The following is a 14,480-nucleotide window of genomic DNA, read 5'->3' as shown; positions in this document are numbered from 1 at the left end:
GGTCGTATGAGACGTGAACCCTACTGAGTATCCCAGTCACGCGAGACCGACGTTTCGCTGGCCGCGAGGTTGTCGAGCAGCCACTCGGTCGCCCCGCCGAGTTCGCCATCATCGGTTGCGATGATTTTCAGGCGGTTGTGCCCCGCCTCGCGGTCGGGGTAACAGCCGACGGTCACGTCGAAGGTCGCCATGACATCTTCGAGTCGGGGGACGATGTTCGCCTCCGGTTCGACGGTGTAGAGCGTCCGCGTTCGTCTGTCGCCGGTGAATTCGTCGGCGACCTGTTCGAACATCGCTTCGAGTTCCTCCGGAATCCCCGGGAAGACGTAGACGTTCTCCAGCACACACCCCGGCGCGAGACCTTCCTCGTTCAACAGCGGTCTGCTCCCCGCTGGCAGTGCTGCCTCGGACTCGGCGTCGACGTTGATGTCCATATCGGGGAGGCGCTGTTCGATTTCGGCCAGTCGCTGCCGAACGTCCGCGAGTGGCTCCTCCCGGACCGTCATCTCCCTGTCGAAGGCGTCGGCGACGGCCTCCATCGTCACGTCGTCCGGCGTGCCGCCGATACCCCCGGTGACGATGGCCGCGTCGAACCGCTCGCGGTAGGTAGTGACGTGCTCGGTGATTGTCTCGCGCTTGTCGGGAACGGAGAGAATCCGGGCGACGGTAGCACCGCGCTCTGACAGGCGTGTCGCCAGCCAGTTCGCGTTCGTATTTACTGTGTCCCCCGACAGCACTTCGTCACCGACGGTTATCAGCGCGACTTGCATTTGCGTTTGATAGCGGCTCTGGAAGAATAATTGTTCGTGGGCTGGTGGCTCACTTCCTTCGCCACAGTCGCCGTCAGAAGTGGGCCCGGGCGGATTTGAACCACCGCATACCCGGTTATGAGCCGGGGGCTCTTACCAGACTGAGCTACGGGCCCGCTGTCGTCGATTACTCTGTGCCCGAACTAAACTCTATCGCATCGGTCGTCAAACCCCCACACGGAACTCTTTTACTGTCACCGACACAAGAGTATACAACTATGGGAATGGGCGGCTCCGACATGTACCGACAGCAGATTTTGGACCACTACAAGAACCCCCGCAACTACGGCGAGCTTGAGGAGCCGACGTTCACACACGTCGGTGAGAATCCGATGTGTGGCGACACCATCGAAATCGACGTGAAGCTCGACGATGACGACGAGGTTATCGAAGACCTCGCCTTCCGCGGGGACGGCTGTGCCATCTCACAAGCCGCCGCGTCGATGCTCTCGGGAATGCTCGTCGGCAAGAGCATCGACGACCTCCAGGAGATGGACCGCGACGACATGATTGACACCCTCGGCGTGGATATCTCGCCGATGCGTGTGAAGTGTGCTGTCCTCGCCGAGAAGGTGGCACAGGACGGCGCAGACATCTACTTCGGCGAAGAAATCGACGTCGAGAAGACGACAGTCGAAGACTGATTGTGGCGAGTCGGTACCGCCGTGGTCTTGCTTCTGGTGTCTATCAGACCGTGAACCGAACAGTCCACAGAACCCAGTCTGAGCGTACCCCACCAATCACCGCACGAGACACTCCGGCAGAGGTTTTATGAAAGCGCCTTCTACGGGGACGTAGACGGGCATGGGGGATACCTACTACGAGCTGCTCGGCGTGTCCGAGAACGCCTCGACCGACGAAATCGAGGAGGCCTACAGAGAGCAACTCAAGCAGAGCCATCCCGACGTGAGTGACAGCCAGACCGCAAGCGAGCGAACCAAACGGCTCATCGAGGCCAAAGAGACACTCACCGACCCGGACGAGCGAGCACGGTACGACCGTCTCGGCCACGCCGCCTACGTTAGTGACAGCGGGCACACGAACCCGACAGCAGCATCCCCGAACCGAGAGAGCACGGAGAGCAGACGCAGGACTCACACCGGGGAGAATCAGACCGACCAGACACACACCACGGGCAACAAAGCGACAGACCAGCACACCCGCGGCCAGACCACAGCGACGAACGTGGGGTCGGGCGCACGCTGGGCACAGACAGAACGCTCAGACAGCGACCCGCAGAACGTGAACCAGGCATACGCCGTCGAGCGCGGGAGAGACGCCCTGCGATACGGCGGCGTTTTCAGAGATCAACACGCCTTCGTCTTGCTCGCGACGACGTTTCTGGTCTATCCGGTCTTGCTCTTTGGCGCACTTAGCCCGACGTTCCCGTTGGCTGTCAACCTCTTCGTCGCCGCGTGTGTCGTGTTCATCATCGCTTTTCTCCAGAGCGTCCCCGATCTCGGAGTGGTCGTCTTTGGGGGTTGGTGTGTGCTGTTGCCGCCGCTTTTGTTCCTCTGGCTCGGTGTCGAGGTGCTCTCGGTACAGGGCATTCTCGCGATGACCGCTGTGTTCTTCCCGCTCGGTCTCTCCGCGCTGACCCGTGTGGCCATCCGGCCGATGACAGCCGGCTAGTTCCCGTGAATCGCCGCCTGCACGCGGTCGTGGAGACGTTCACGAAAGCGATGGCTCTCCTGGCCGTCCAGTTCGACAGACAGGACCTGGGTGCCCTCGCTGTCGAGTGAGTCAGCGAATGCCTCGGTCAACGCCCCTTGGTCGTGAATCCGCCGAAATTCGAGGTCATAGAGGTCAGCCGTCGGCGAGAAATCCAGGCCGTGTGGCGTCCTGAACTGCTCGGTGAACGGCGGGTCGAAGTCCTCGATTGGAAGCTTGTGGAAGATGCCGCCGCCGTCGTTGTCGATGAGGACGATTGTTGCGTCGACGCCACACCGCGAGAGCGCGAGCAGTCCGTTCATGTCGTGGTAGTACGCGAGGTCCCCGGTCACGAGAACGAGCGGCTCATCAGTTGCACTTCCTGCCCCGAGGCCGGTCGAGACAATCCCGTCGATACCGCTGACGCCGCGGTTCCCCAGGACGGTCACGGGTGCCGACCGCGGCCGTCCAAACCGGTCGAGGTCCCGGACTGGCATGCTGTTTGAGACAAACAGGGTCGATCCGGCCGGGCAACGGTCGGCAACAGTCCCGACAACGCCGCCCTCGAACAGTTGGTCGTCCCGGGCGTCCTCAACAATCTCCCAGTGCGTCTGTTCGGCTGATTCGAACCTGTCTCGGTACCCCGTCGACAAGTCCTCGACTGCATCGGCGAGCGCAGATGCGAGCCACGTCGAGTCAGCAGACACCAGGTCGGTCGCGGTGAACTCGGCCTCGCGCCAGCCGCCAGCCGGGTCGACGATAATCTGGCGGGAGTCCGTGCCGGCGAGGTATTTCCGGAGCGTCTTGGAAGTCGGTGAAGCCCCGAACCGGACGACAATTTCGGGGTCGGGCCACGCTGGGTCGTCGAGATACGAATCGTACCCGCCACAGACCAGAGCGCCGTCTTGGGAACCGAACCGATGACCAGAGAGCGGATCAGCGAGTACCGGGAAGCCGGTCGCCGCCGCAAGCTCTCCGAGCGCGTCACGGTCAGGTGCCGGTGCATCCGCCGGCCCACAGACGAGTAGCCCCCGGTCAGCAGCAGTCAGCGCGTCTGCGAGGCGGCCGACCGTAGCCGCGTCGGTCCGTTTCGTTCCCGCAGTCATCTCGACAAAGGGGCCGTCTCTGCCGTCGACGGCCAGTGGCGAGCGCTCTGCCAGGTCGTCGGGAACGTCGCCCTCGACCGATGTCGGCTCCAGCGGCTTGCGAAACGGGACGTTGAGGTGGACCGGGCCCGCGGGCGTATCGGTAGCTGTCGCCACCGCCCGGTCGACCGTTACCCTGAGCGAGCGAAGCTTGCGGTCGTCGGCTTCGGGCTCGGGAAGTTCTCGGTACCAGCGGACCGCATCGCCGTACAGCTTCACCTGGTCGGTCGTCTGGTTTGCGCCGCTGTCTCGCAACTCCGGCGGCCTGTCCGCGGTGAGCGCCATGAACGGGACGCGGCTCTCGCGTGCCTCCAAAATCGCCGGATGGAAGTTCGCTGCAGCCGTGCCCGACGTACAGACCACTGGCGTCGGCGTTCCCGTCCGGCGAGCTCTGCCGAGCGCGAAGAAAGCACTGGCACGCTCGTCGAGATGCGAGAACGTCTCGACGTCGGGATGTTCTGCGAAGGCAACCGTCAGCGGCGTCGACCGTGACCCAGGCGAGAGACAGACGGCATCGACGCCGGCCGCGACCAGTTCGTCGACCAGAACCTCGGCCCAGAGCGTGTTGCGGTTCGGTGCAGTCATGTGAGTTCGTCCAAGATTGGTCGAAACTTCAGCTGTATCTCGTCGTACTCCTCGTCAGGGTCGCTGTCGTCAACGATACCAGCGCCCGCGAACATGGTCGCCGTCGTGTTGTCGGTGACCGCAGATCGAATCGCCACGAGAAAGGTCCCGTCGCCGTGCTCGTCGATCCAGCCGACCGGGGCGGCGTACCAGCCGCGATCGAATCCCCCTAGGTCACGTATCGTCTGTCTCGCCGCCTCGGGCGGGAGCCCACCGACCGCCGGTGTCGGGTGGAGTTGCTCGACGAGTTCGAGCACGTGGCGGTCGTCGTCCAGCGTGGCACGAATCGGCGTCTGGAGGTGCTGGACGTTGGAGAGCTTTCGGACCGTCCGGTCACCGGTCTCGATGTCGGTCGTCATCGCGGCAAGCTGGTCGCAGACCGCGTCAACAACCAGGCCGTGTTCGTGGTTGTTCTTCTCGCTGTCACGAATCTGGGCTTCGAGCCAGTCGTCTTCGTCTTTTGTTTCGCCACGGCCGATAGAGCCAGCGAGCGCCTCCGTGTCGACGGTCCGTCCGCGCATCTTGACCAGGCGCTCGGGCGTCGCGCCGAGAAAGCTCGGACTGTCTTCAGGCTCGAACAGGAACTGATAACAGCCGGGATAGGACTTCCCGAGCCGTGCCAGGATGTCGACCACACGGGGTTCCCTCGCGAGGTCGGCCGACAGCGACTGTGCGAGGACGACTTTCCGGAGGTCACCGTCACCGATACGGTCGACGACCGATTCGACGGCCTCGCGCCACTCTGGCAACTCGGGCGTGTGCCGGCGGCTCTCGACGCCGGGCGGAGCCCCCGGTTCGAAGACCGGCAAGGAAGCGATACGGTCGCGCCAGCGGTCGAGGCGCTCGCTTGCAGCCTCGTCGGCGTCTGGGCCGATTGCCGCAGTCGTCAGCCAGGTTCCGTCCGAGGTGATGCTCACCTGGATGGCCGGGAGCGTGAACCACGCGTCGGGATAGCCACGCCACGGCCCTTCGGCTGACGAGTCGGCGGTAAACGAGAACCCGCCGAACAGCCGAGGCCTGGCACCGTCGGGGAGTGACTCTGGCGTCCTGACCCGCTCGAAGAGGTCGTCGGCCTCTGTCCGGAGACGACCGAACCGTTCTGGACCGCTTGCCGAAAGAGTCACAGCCGCACCGCCTGCGACGACCGACGTTGTCGGGGCCGTCCACCCGATTCGAGGGGCCCCAACAACCTCGAGCACCGACCGCAGTGCGGGGGTCTCGATAGAACACCCGCGGACGGCAATCGCCTCGTCGCCGAGAGCTGTGCTGTCACCGCGAGGAGACTCCATTTCCCATATGGTTAGGAGGCAGTCCCTTTGAGCCTAACTATTAGGTGTCACACGTGGCGACGACCCCGTTGTTTCCAGAAAAACTGAACTTTGAGGAGGAGCGGAGATTTTTGTGGTTCTATGAGGTCATTTTCGCCGAGCAACAACCCGCCCCGTTAGTTTTAAATACCCCTCAGGCAAAGACTCGCACGTCCGATGCCTAAGGTAGAGATAACTATCCCGGAGCATCTCGAAATGCAGATCACCCAGCTCGTCGACGAGGGTGAGTTCCTCAACCGAGAGGAAGCAATCGAGGAACTCGTCGCGACGGGTGTCAAAGCCTACAAAACGAGTGGTCCCGTCGACGACGACAGTGAGCCCGGATACGAAGACGACGGGATGATGGGTCACGACGACGAGTACGTCTTCTAGCTTTTCGAGTTGCGCTCGGCGCGCGCGTGCACAGCTTTCGAACGAGGTCGGGAAGAGACCAAACATACTTGACCCGATACCGCCTTATTTTTCGTAGAGATGCATAAAGACGAACTGCTTGAGCTCCACGAGCAGATGGTCACCATCATGGAGTACTTCAAGAGCTTAGAGACCACCGACGATGAGCTGTTCGAGCCGTACGACGAAATCGAGGTGACGCCCGACGACGTACATATGTCCAAAAGCGAGCACAAACACGCGGTGTTCGTCCTCGGGAATGCGCTGGCAAATGCGATGAGCGACGACGAGTTCTCCGACGCCGGGCGCGTCGGCAAACGGATGAAAGAACTCGCAGAGGACGCCGAGAACAAACTGTAGTCTACCGGCCGTCAAACTCCGGGGTTCGGCCTTCGAGGAATGCCTCGACACCCTCAGCGAAATCATCGGTCTCGAAGACCGACCCGATAGCGTCGACTTCTGCGTCGATTACCTCGTCGAACGAGCGGTCGAGCCCCCGCTGGAGCAGCCGTTTTGAGTGTTGGAGCCCGACGGTCGGTCCCGTTGCGACGTTCTCGATGTAGTCGCCGGCACGTTCCTCGAACTCCTCTGTCGGATAAACCCTGTTGAACAGGCCCAACTCTTCTGCGGCCGCCGCATCGAGCACGTCTCCGGAGTAGACGAGGTCTTTGGCGGTGTTCTCGCCAACCATCCGCGGGAGGAGATACGACGTGCCCGAGTCAACTGAGAGGCCGACGCGCCGAAAGCCGAAGCTGATTTCGGCCTGCTCGCTCGCCAGCACCACGTCACACGCGATTGCGAGTGACGCGCCGGCACCGTAGGCGGGGCCGTCGACTTTCGCGACCGTCGGTAGCGGACACTCGTAGACGCGCTGGACAGTTTGATTGATGGGGTAGGCCGCCTCCTCCATCAGTTCGCTCGTCTCGCGCTCGCTGGTCAACCCCTCCATCATCAGCTCGATATCGCCGCCGGCACAGAACGTCCCCGACGAGCCCTCTAGCACGACACAGCTGGCGTCGCTCTCCTCGATTGCTTCGAACGCGTCTGTCAGTTCCTGAGCGGTGTCTAAGGTCAAAGCGTTGCGCAGTTCTGGGTTCGTTATCGTGACCGTCGCCCTGTCGCCGCGAAGCTCGTAATCGATTACCGGCATTATCCAATATTTGGGAGACGATCTAATAAAGATGTTCAAGAGTTATATCCGTATATGATAACTAGTGGCCTTTTCGTTTTTGAGTAGTATCTTAATTTTGTTAGTGAAAATGCTATAATATATTTTATAACATTATGTTAAACTTTCTACAAAAGACCTATTAATCACATAATATATCTGAGAACAGCGTTCTTGCATCGACTCACCGAGAGATCTGGAATCACTGAGACAGGATTTCTCGTTGATGCTGTAGGGTCTCTAATGAATTGAGCTGTCAACTCAGAGACACCCTCTCACGGTGTTTACAATTTGACCAGGCCAGAGGTTATACTGGTTAAGATGATTGCAAACACAAGCCCAATCACAATTGTAAATACTGCACTTCCCCATCCGATCAAGTTCAAAATCAATAATGTATTCATTGATAATAGAATACATAACAGTACAAGGAGGAGATAGATGCGGTCGTGTGCTGTTTCATTCATTTTCAGTTTGCCTCCGGAGGAGGATTAAAATCCATATTAAATCTTCGATTGAAAAACCACATTAAATCTTCGACTAAAAATCAAGGCATTGTTGACTGTGTAGAGTTGCCGTGTCCGGGATCTAATTATAAAAGTCGATACTGGGCGCTTGTAGGAGGAGACAGTAAATCGGCGCTCAGTACTCGCGCTCGACGAGGTAGTCGGCGATATCGAGCAGCCGGTCGTGTGCCTCGTTGTCCGGCAGCATATCGAGCTGTGCTTTCCCGTCCGCGACGAACTCGCGGGCGGTCTCGCGGGCGTACTCGATGCTCCCGGCGTCTTCGAGCACGCCGACGGCCTCCTCAATCTCGGTCTCGGAGACCGCGTCGACGGAGTCGGACTCAACGAGGTTGTCGACATCGACGCCGTGGTTGCGCGCGTGAACGGTGATAAGCGTCTGTTTGTTCTCGACGAGGTCGCTCCCTCGCTGTTTGCCGAGTTTCTCTGTGGGCGTGGTCAAATCCAGCAGGTCGTCCTGAATCTGGAAGGCCCGACCAATCGAGAGCCCGTAGCTGTGGAGTGGCTCGACGGCGTCGTTGTACCCAAGCAGCACAGCCGGGATGCTCGCGGCGGCCGCGTACAGCACCGCGGTCTTCAGCTCGACCATTTCGAGGTACTTCTCGGGTGTGACACCGTCTCTGTTCTCGAATTCGATATCCAGGGACTGCCCCTCACAGATTTCGGTACAGGTGGTCGCCAGCTCCGAGAGCGCCCGGACCGAGCGGTCCGGCGGCGCACCCGTCCGGAGGATGTTCTCAAAGGCTTTCGAGTAGAGTGTGTCACCGGCGAGAATCGCTGTCGACACGTCGTACTCGCGGTGGACAGCAGGGACGCCACGACGCATGTCGTCGTCGTCCATGATGTCGTCGTGAATCAGCGTGAACGACTGGATAATCTCAATGCTGACCGCCGCCGAGAGCACGTCAACTGCCTTGCCGTCTGCGGCCGGGAACCGACGGTACGGCTGGGAGTTCGGCTCGACATCCGCGAGCGCGTCGGCCCCAAGTAGGAGAATCGTCGGCCGGAGCCGCTTCCCTCCGGCGTCCAGCAGATAGCGAGAGGCCTCGTAGAGCCGCTCTGGGTGTTCGACCGGAAGGTCCTCCTTGATTGCGTCGTTGACCTGCTGTCGACACCGCGTGATAGTCTTCTCGACCGCCTGCTGTCGTGTCATTTGTTACTCGACCAGCTGAATCATCTGGCCGTTGCGACTGATGTGGAGGTCGCGTCCCGCCTTGTACCCCTCGTCTTCGGCGAGGCTGACGTACGAGGAGAACCCGGAGAGGTCCTGGTGTGCCGGGACGATGTTCTGGGGCTGGAGCGCGTCGAGCATCTGGTAGTGGCCCTCGCGGTTGAGGTGGCCCGAGACGTGGATGTCGTCGTAGATGCGCGCGCCCTGCATCGAGAGCAGCTTCTCGGACTGGTAGCGCTGGCCCTCGTTGGTGGGCTCGGGGATAACTCGGGCCGAGAAAATGACCTTGTCGCCGTTGTCCAGTTCGTACGGCGTCTCCCCGCGACCCATCCGGGTGAGCATTGCGCGTGGCTCGCCCTGGTGGCCCGTGACGATGGGCAGGAAGTTCTCCTTGCCCTCGTTCATGATCCGTTTGAACGTCCGGTCGACCGATTTGCGGTGCCCGTACATCCCCAGGTCATCGGGGAACTCGACAAAGTCGAGGCGCTCTGCGGTGCCGGAGTATTTCTCCATCGACCGCCCGAGCAACACGGGCTGGCGTCCGATGTCCTCTGCGAACTCGACGAGTGACTTCACGCGGGCGATATGCGAGGAGAACGTCGTCGCCACGATACCGCCGTCGTAGTCCTCGACGCTGTACATCACGTCTTTGAGGTGGCGACGGGCGACGGACTCGCTCGGCGTCCGGCCTTTCTTGCCCGCGTTGGTGCAGTCCTCGATGTAACACAGCACGCCCTCACCCTCGCGGCCGATTTCGCGGAACCGCTCCATGTCGATCGGGTCGCCGATGACCGGCGTGTGGTCCATGCGCTTGTCCAGCCCGTAGACGATTGCGCCCTCGGGCGTGTGCAGGACTGGATTGATGGCGTCGATGATAGAGTGGGTGACGTTGACGAACTCGAGTTCGTTGTGGTCGCCGATGCGCATCGTCTCGCCGGCCTCCATCTTGACGAGGTCGTTCTCGACGCCGAACTTCTGTTCGCCCTCGATTTGCTGTTTGACCAGCTCGATGGTGAACGGTGTCGCCACGATAGGCGCATCGTACCGGTGGGCCAGCTTCGAGATAGCCCCGATGTGGTCAAGGTGGCCGTGGGTGGGGACGATGGCCTTGACGTCGCCCTCCAGTTCGGACATGACGCGGTCGTCCGGAATCGCACCCATGTCGATGAGATCGAGCGAGTGCATTCGCTCGGTCTCGACGTTGTCGTGAATCAGTACCTTCGAGAGGTTGAGCCCCATGTCGAAAATGACGACGTCGTCGCCTGCGCGAACTGCCGTCATCTGGCGCCCAACCGCTTCGTAGCCGCCGATTGTTGCAATTTCGATTTCCATCGTATTACGCCGAGGCGGTCGTCGCCCGGAGGGCCCGGCGACTGCGAGGACGACCGTCTGCCTGGCCGCCAGCAGTCCCGACTCTGTCGGTCGGCCGCCGTCTGACCCGATGGCCGCGAGGCCAACGCGTCGTCGTCCGGCGGCGCGCCGGTCGCCCATAGCGTTGCCCGGGGCGACCGTTCGCTCGGATACTTTTACATCTTACCGCAAGCCTTAAAAACACATTGATTGCTCGACAAACCCGAATAACGGCGTCTCATAGTGACTACTGCGAGTCTCTACCGACATGGTGTTGCTCGTTGTGCCGATTGGAGCCGAAACAAACTGAGTTCATATACCGGGTCTGCGAATCACCGCGGTAATCACCATCAGTCGTTGATACGTTCGAGATACTCGTTGACCACAATCTGTCCTTTGGCCGTTAGCACCGGCCCGTTGTCGCCAGATTCGACGAGGCCGTTGTCGTGAAGCGAGTGGAGCACGCGCTTGACCGTCTTGGGGTCCATCCCCAGCACGCTCGGCAGCGAGACGTCCATATCGCCGGTCGAGTAGATGGTGGTCAGCGCCTCTGTCTCGGCGTCCGACAGCGAAATTCCCCCGAGCGATTCGAGCAGCGTCTGGTAGGTACCACGGAGATAGCGTCCCAGAATCGACAGTTTGCGGGAGGACTCTGTCGCAGCAATCGTCTCCAGTGCTTCGCCGTTGTCCATGTGGCTGACAATCAGTACTGGTCGCTCCTCTCCGTTGACGGTCCGTTGCTCTCGGGAGAAGTCGACAATGCCGTTAAGCGGAATCTCGACCGGCCCCTCGTCGGTGTCGAACTGGACGGCTCCCGCCGACAGTCCCATGATACCGCCCTGAAACTCGGTGTCCATGACCCGGCCACCGACCTTGGAGGGATGTTTCAGGACTGTGTAGGTTCCGTTGAGAATCGCCTTGAACAACACCGTCTCGAACTTCTCGCTGGTCGTCTCGTCGCCAGAGATAACCGCCGTCGCGCGGCTGTTTTCTTCTCGATAGGCAACCGTGACCGGGTGTCCCGGCATCGGGTCGACGAACGTTGGTGTCGTCCCAGTATTGATATCGAAAATAGCATCAAGTGGAATGGCCATCTTGTTTGTCTCGTCTTCGGCCAACACGAGCTGTGTCTCGCTCAACAGGACCCGTCCCTCGATTGGGTCCTCCCAGTCGGCCGTCTCGACGGTGAGATGAGCAACAAAGTCCGCGAGTACTGAAGCCATGAACTGTTCCGTTGTCTGTGTTTCAGGGCAGGGATATATTGAATCTTTGTAAATTACTCGGCCAGAGAGAGTTGCTGTCGAAATTGCTCACGCAAGCGGGTCAGTGTCTGACGCCTCGCCGTCGTCGTCCGAGAGCGTCGCTTCGTCTGCGGTATCCTCATCTGGGGCAGACTCCTCGGCTGAGACAACCTCCTCTGTCTCGGAGGAAAAGAGTTCGTCGGTGCCACTATCATCGGGCGTTGGCTCATCGACGGCCGTCTCTTCCTCAAACTCCTCAGCGTCGACAAACGTGTTCTCCGCGTTGGCGGCGACATCCACATCAGCGTTCTCACTGTCTTTCTCTCCCTCATGTGGACCGCTGTCCTCGATATCGGTCGGTTCAAAGTCGGAATCGTCCTCGATATCGGTCGGTCCGAAATCGGAATCGTCCTCGATATCGGTTGGTTCGAAACCGGAATCGTCCTCGGTATCGGTCGGTTCGAAACCGGAATCGTCCTCGGTATCGGTCGGTTCGAAACCGGAATCGTCCTCGGCCGTATCACTCACCGCGGTGGCCTCGTCTGTCACCTCGGTCGCCGAAGAGTCGGCGGGCTGGCTCTCGTCTGGTGGGGTCGGCCCCGCCTCCACATCGGCAGCCACGGCGTCGTCGACCGGCGGCTGCCGGTCTGGTCCATCGTTGTCTCCAAAGGCAATCTCCTCGGCGGTCCGTTCCTCGGTCTCGGAGGGGCCGTCGGCGACGGAATCGGCCTGGTCGCTGGTGTCGGTTGTGGCTTCGTCGGCCTCTGGCTCGCTGTTGGTCGTTCCGTCGTCTGTCGTTGTGACCACAGTAGACGCGGAGTCACTCGGTGAAGTCGCGCGGTCGGGCACGTCGGAGGCACCGGGAACAGTCGACTCCGGGCCGAAAGAGCGGGCGGTCTGTTCGCCCGGTGACGGGCCGACCGGTTCGGTCGCCGGCTGTGTCGAAGCGTGCTGTTGGTCTGTCGACTCCTCCTCAGAAGGGGAGGCACCGAGGTCCTCGGGGACGCCACGGGAGACGGCATCCGCGAGCAGCTTGTAGGTGAGACCGAACGTCCCGGTAACCCAGACGGCCAGGCCGAGAGCGCCCAGCACCGCGCCGCCGAGTAGTTCGGGCGAGGAGAGTTCTTCGGTGACAGTACCATCGAGCACGATAGGGCCAGCGAGTGCACCCCCGAGTGCCATCCCTCCACCACCAAGAATGACGACGGCAAGAAGATATCCAAACAGTTTGAACCCATACGTGAGGCTCTCGGAAACGTCGACAGTTGTCATATCTCTTGCATCGAGAACGACGATTAAATAAATTCCGACAGTTCGGACGCCTGCCCTCAGTCGGACCCACCGCCAGCGATGACGGTGCCCGCCGTCCCGTCCTCGAAGAACCGTTCGAGGCCGTCCAGGTCGAAAATCGAGGCGGGCACGTCGAGGTCGAGTAGCTGGCAGACCTTGTGCGCCATCCCACCGGTCACGTCGGTCGCCTCGCTCTCGCCAAGCGCCGGTGCAACGTCCTCGTAGGCGTCGATTCGGTCGATTACCTCGCCCGCTGTGTCGAGAACGCCGGGAACAGTCGAGCAGAGCCCCACCCGGTCAGCCAACAGCGAGCGCGAAAGTGAAACGACGATATCATCGCCGCTGAGTATCGTCCCGCCGCGACCGCTGTCGGCGACAACGTCGCCGTGGGCGACCGGAACGAATCCCTCTTCGAGCATCGCTGCAACCGAACCGGCGGGAAGATCGAGTGTTCCCTCTTCGCGGTGTGCGACCGAGAGCGGGCGGACGGGAAGCGCACCCACCCCCCGTTCTTGTAGCGCGTCGACGACGGTCTCGTTCAGCTCGCCCATCGCGCGGTGAATCGCCGTCAACCCGCTTGCGTCAGTGCTGCCATCGGTGTCCGAGACGCCGTGTTCTGCGGCGTGGTGGTGGCCGAAGCTGCCGCCGCCGTGGACGACGACGAGCCGCTCGTCCTTACAGACGGCCTCGATGGCGTCACAGGCACGTGCGAGCGAAGCCTCGTCGACGGTTTCGCGCTGGTCTTTTTGCGTGATGACGCTCCCGCCGAGTTTGAGGACAGTCAGTGTCTCACTCACGAGCACTCACCCGGATTCGACGCGGACGCCGTCGGTGTCAAGTTCGGCACGGAACGCCTCCTCACAGCCGGGCGTGTACTCGAGTGCGGTCAGCGTCTCTGGCGTCTCGTCGAGGGCGACGATACAGCCACCACCGCCTGCGCCTGTCAGCTTTGCACCGAGGCCGCCGGCGTCACGCGCCGCCCAGACCATCGAATCGAGTGTCCGCGAGGAGACGCCCAGTGCCGACAACAGCCCGTGGTTGAAGTTCATCAGGTCCCCAATCTCATCGATATTCTCCGCAGCGAGGGCCTGCTCGCCGCGTCTGACGATATCGCCGATTGCCTCGACGGTGTCTGCGGCGAAGTCGTACTCGTCTCGGAGCTCGCGGACGCCAGCCACGAGCGCGCCCGTATCGCCGGCGCCGCCGTCGTAGCCGATGACGAACGGGAGGTCGGGCGAGTCGATACGCTGGCAGTCATCGCCTTCGATTCGCACCGCGCCGCCCATCGTCGAGCAGAAGGTGTCGGCACGAGAGGCCTGTCCGTCTTGGACAGTGTTCTCGACCTGGTAGGCTCGCTCGGCGATCTCCGCTTTGGAGAGTTCGACGCCGAGTTCTCGCGTCCCGGCCTCGATTGCTGCGGCGGCGACCGCCGCCGAAGAACCAAGTCCCGCGCCCAGCGGAATCTTGCTCTCGATGGTGATATCGAACCCCGCGTCGGGCGAGTCAGCGGCCTCTCTGACCTGTGCGACCGCCTCGTCGACGTACCCCATCGCCGCATCGACCAGCGAGTTCGGGACATCGATATCGGGGCGGTTAGTTTCGTCGTCGTCGTATTCGACGGTGAATCCGGACAGCGAGAGGTCCTCGGCCTCGATTCGCAGTCCCTCGTCGCGCTTCTCGGCGGTCACGCTCGCGCGCAATCCGATTGCACACGGGACCGCCGGCTCGCCGTAGACGACCGCGTGCTCCCCGAAGAGATACACCTTGCCGGGGGCGCTTGCAGTTACCAT

14 protein-coding genes and 1 tRNA gene are annotated in these 14,480 nt (G+C 61.4%); 4 read left to right on the top strand and 11 right to left on the bottom strand.

Annotated features, from left to right (window positions below; genetic code table 11):
* Window positions 1–20: 20 nt before the first annotated feature.
* On the bottom strand, window positions 21–770 hold the full coding sequence (locus tag OSC37_RS14685; protein WP_267162182.1) for a competence/damage-inducible protein A: 750 nt from the start codon (window positions 768–770) through the stop codon (window positions 21–23).
* Window positions 771–850: 80 nt separating this feature from the next.
* Window positions 851–925, bottom strand: a tRNA-Ile gene (locus OSC37_RS14680).
* Window positions 926–1,027: 102 nt separating this feature from the next.
* On the opposite strand from OSC37_RS14680, the gene sufU reads away from it, so the two are divergent.
* Window positions 1,028–1,453 carry a Fe-S cluster assembly sulfur transfer protein SufU gene (sufU, locus tag OSC37_RS14675; RefSeq protein WP_267162181.1) on the top strand — a complete coding sequence of 142 codons (426 nt, stop codon included), beginning with the start codon at window positions 1,028–1,030 and terminating at the stop codon, window positions 1,451–1,453.
* A gap of 160 nt (window positions 1,454–1,613) precedes the next feature.
* Complete coding sequence (locus tag OSC37_RS14670) at window positions 1,614–2,441, top strand: J domain-containing protein (RefSeq protein ID WP_267162180.1); 828 nt, start codon at window positions 1,614–1,616, stop codon at window positions 2,439–2,441.
* Here OSC37_RS14670 and menD read toward each other — a convergent pair.
* Together menD and OSC37_RS14660 are read right to left on the bottom strand one after the other, a co-directional pair.
* Entirely contained in the window at window positions 2,438–4,189 is a 1,752-nt protein-coding gene (gene menD, locus OSC37_RS14665) for a 2-succinyl-5-enolpyruvyl-6-hydroxy-3-cyclohexene-1-carboxylic-acid synthase (protein WP_267162179.1), read from the bottom strand. The genes OSC37_RS14670 and menD overlap by 4 nt on opposite strands.
* Complete coding sequence (locus tag OSC37_RS14660; RefSeq protein WP_267162178.1) at window positions 4,186–5,517, bottom strand: isochorismate synthase; 1,332 nt, start codon at window positions 5,515–5,517, stop codon at window positions 4,186–4,188. The genes menD and OSC37_RS14660 overlap by 4 nt, the downstream gene beginning before the upstream one ends.
* A 195-nt stretch (window positions 5,518–5,712) precedes the next feature.
* Between OSC37_RS14660 and OSC37_RS14655 the strand changes: the two genes are divergently transcribed.
* Window positions 5,713–5,928 (top strand): ribbon-helix-helix domain-containing protein, encoded by a 216-nt coding sequence (locus OSC37_RS14655; protein ID WP_267162177.1) that lies wholly within the window; start codon window positions 5,713–5,715, stop codon window positions 5,926–5,928.
* A 99-nt stretch (window positions 5,929–6,027) separates the two neighbouring features.
* Window positions 6,028–6,306: a UPF0058 family protein gene (locus tag OSC37_RS14650; RefSeq protein ID WP_267162176.1), complete on the top strand. Its 279-nt coding sequence runs from the start codon at window positions 6,028–6,030 to the stop codon at window positions 6,304–6,306.
* Between the two features lies 1 nt (window position 6,307).
* On the opposite strand, the gene OSC37_RS14645 is transcribed toward OSC37_RS14650, so the two are convergent.
* From OSC37_RS14645 to mvk, 7 genes are all read right to left on the bottom strand, one after another.
* Window positions 6,308–7,096 (bottom strand): enoyl-CoA hydratase/isomerase family protein, encoded by a 789-nt coding sequence (locus OSC37_RS14645; protein ID WP_267162175.1) that lies wholly within the window; start codon window positions 7,094–7,096, stop codon window positions 6,308–6,310.
* A 660-nt stretch (window positions 7,097–7,756) separates the two neighbouring features.
* Complete coding sequence (gene idsA3 / locus OSC37_RS14640; RefSeq protein ID WP_267162174.1) at window positions 7,757–8,791, bottom strand: geranylfarnesyl diphosphate synthase; 1,035 nt, start codon at window positions 8,789–8,791, stop codon at window positions 7,757–7,759.
* A gap of 3 nt (window positions 8,792–8,794) precedes the next feature.
* On the bottom strand, window positions 8,795–10,141 hold the full coding sequence (locus tag OSC37_RS14635; protein ID WP_267164202.1) for a ribonuclease J: 1,347 nt from the start codon (window positions 10,139–10,141) through the stop codon (window positions 8,795–8,797).
* Window positions 10,142–10,509: 368 nt separating this feature from the next.
* On the bottom strand, window positions 10,510–11,382 hold the full coding sequence (locus OSC37_RS14630; RefSeq protein WP_267162173.1) for a CheF family chemotaxis protein: 873 nt from the start codon (window positions 11,380–11,382) through the stop codon (window positions 10,510–10,512).
* An 87-nt stretch (window positions 11,383–11,469) separates the two neighbouring features.
* Window positions 11,470–12,672 carry a midas domain-containing protein gene (locus tag OSC37_RS14625; protein ID WP_267162172.1) on the bottom strand — a complete coding sequence of 401 codons (1,203 nt, stop codon included), beginning with the start codon at window positions 12,670–12,672 and terminating at the stop codon, window positions 11,470–11,472.
* Between the two features lie 56 nt (window positions 12,673–12,728).
* Complete coding sequence (locus OSC37_RS14620; RefSeq protein ID WP_267162171.1) at window positions 12,729–13,487, bottom strand: isopentenyl phosphate kinase; 759 nt, start codon at window positions 13,485–13,487, stop codon at window positions 12,729–12,731.
* Between the two features lie 6 nt (window positions 13,488–13,493).
* The gene (mvk, locus tag OSC37_RS14615) at window positions 13,494–14,480 is read right to left on the bottom strand and encodes a mevalonate kinase (protein ID WP_267162170.1); all 987 of its coding nucleotides are present in this window, start codon (window positions 14,478–14,480) and stop codon (window positions 13,494–13,496) included.

It is taken from the genome of Halovenus salina (assembly GCF_026410925.1).
In the GTDB taxonomy this organism is placed as follows: Archaea; Halobacteriota; Halobacteria; order Halobacteriales; family Haloarculaceae; genus Halovenus; species Halovenus salina.
This window is presented reverse-complemented; position numbering and strand designations above follow the sequence as displayed.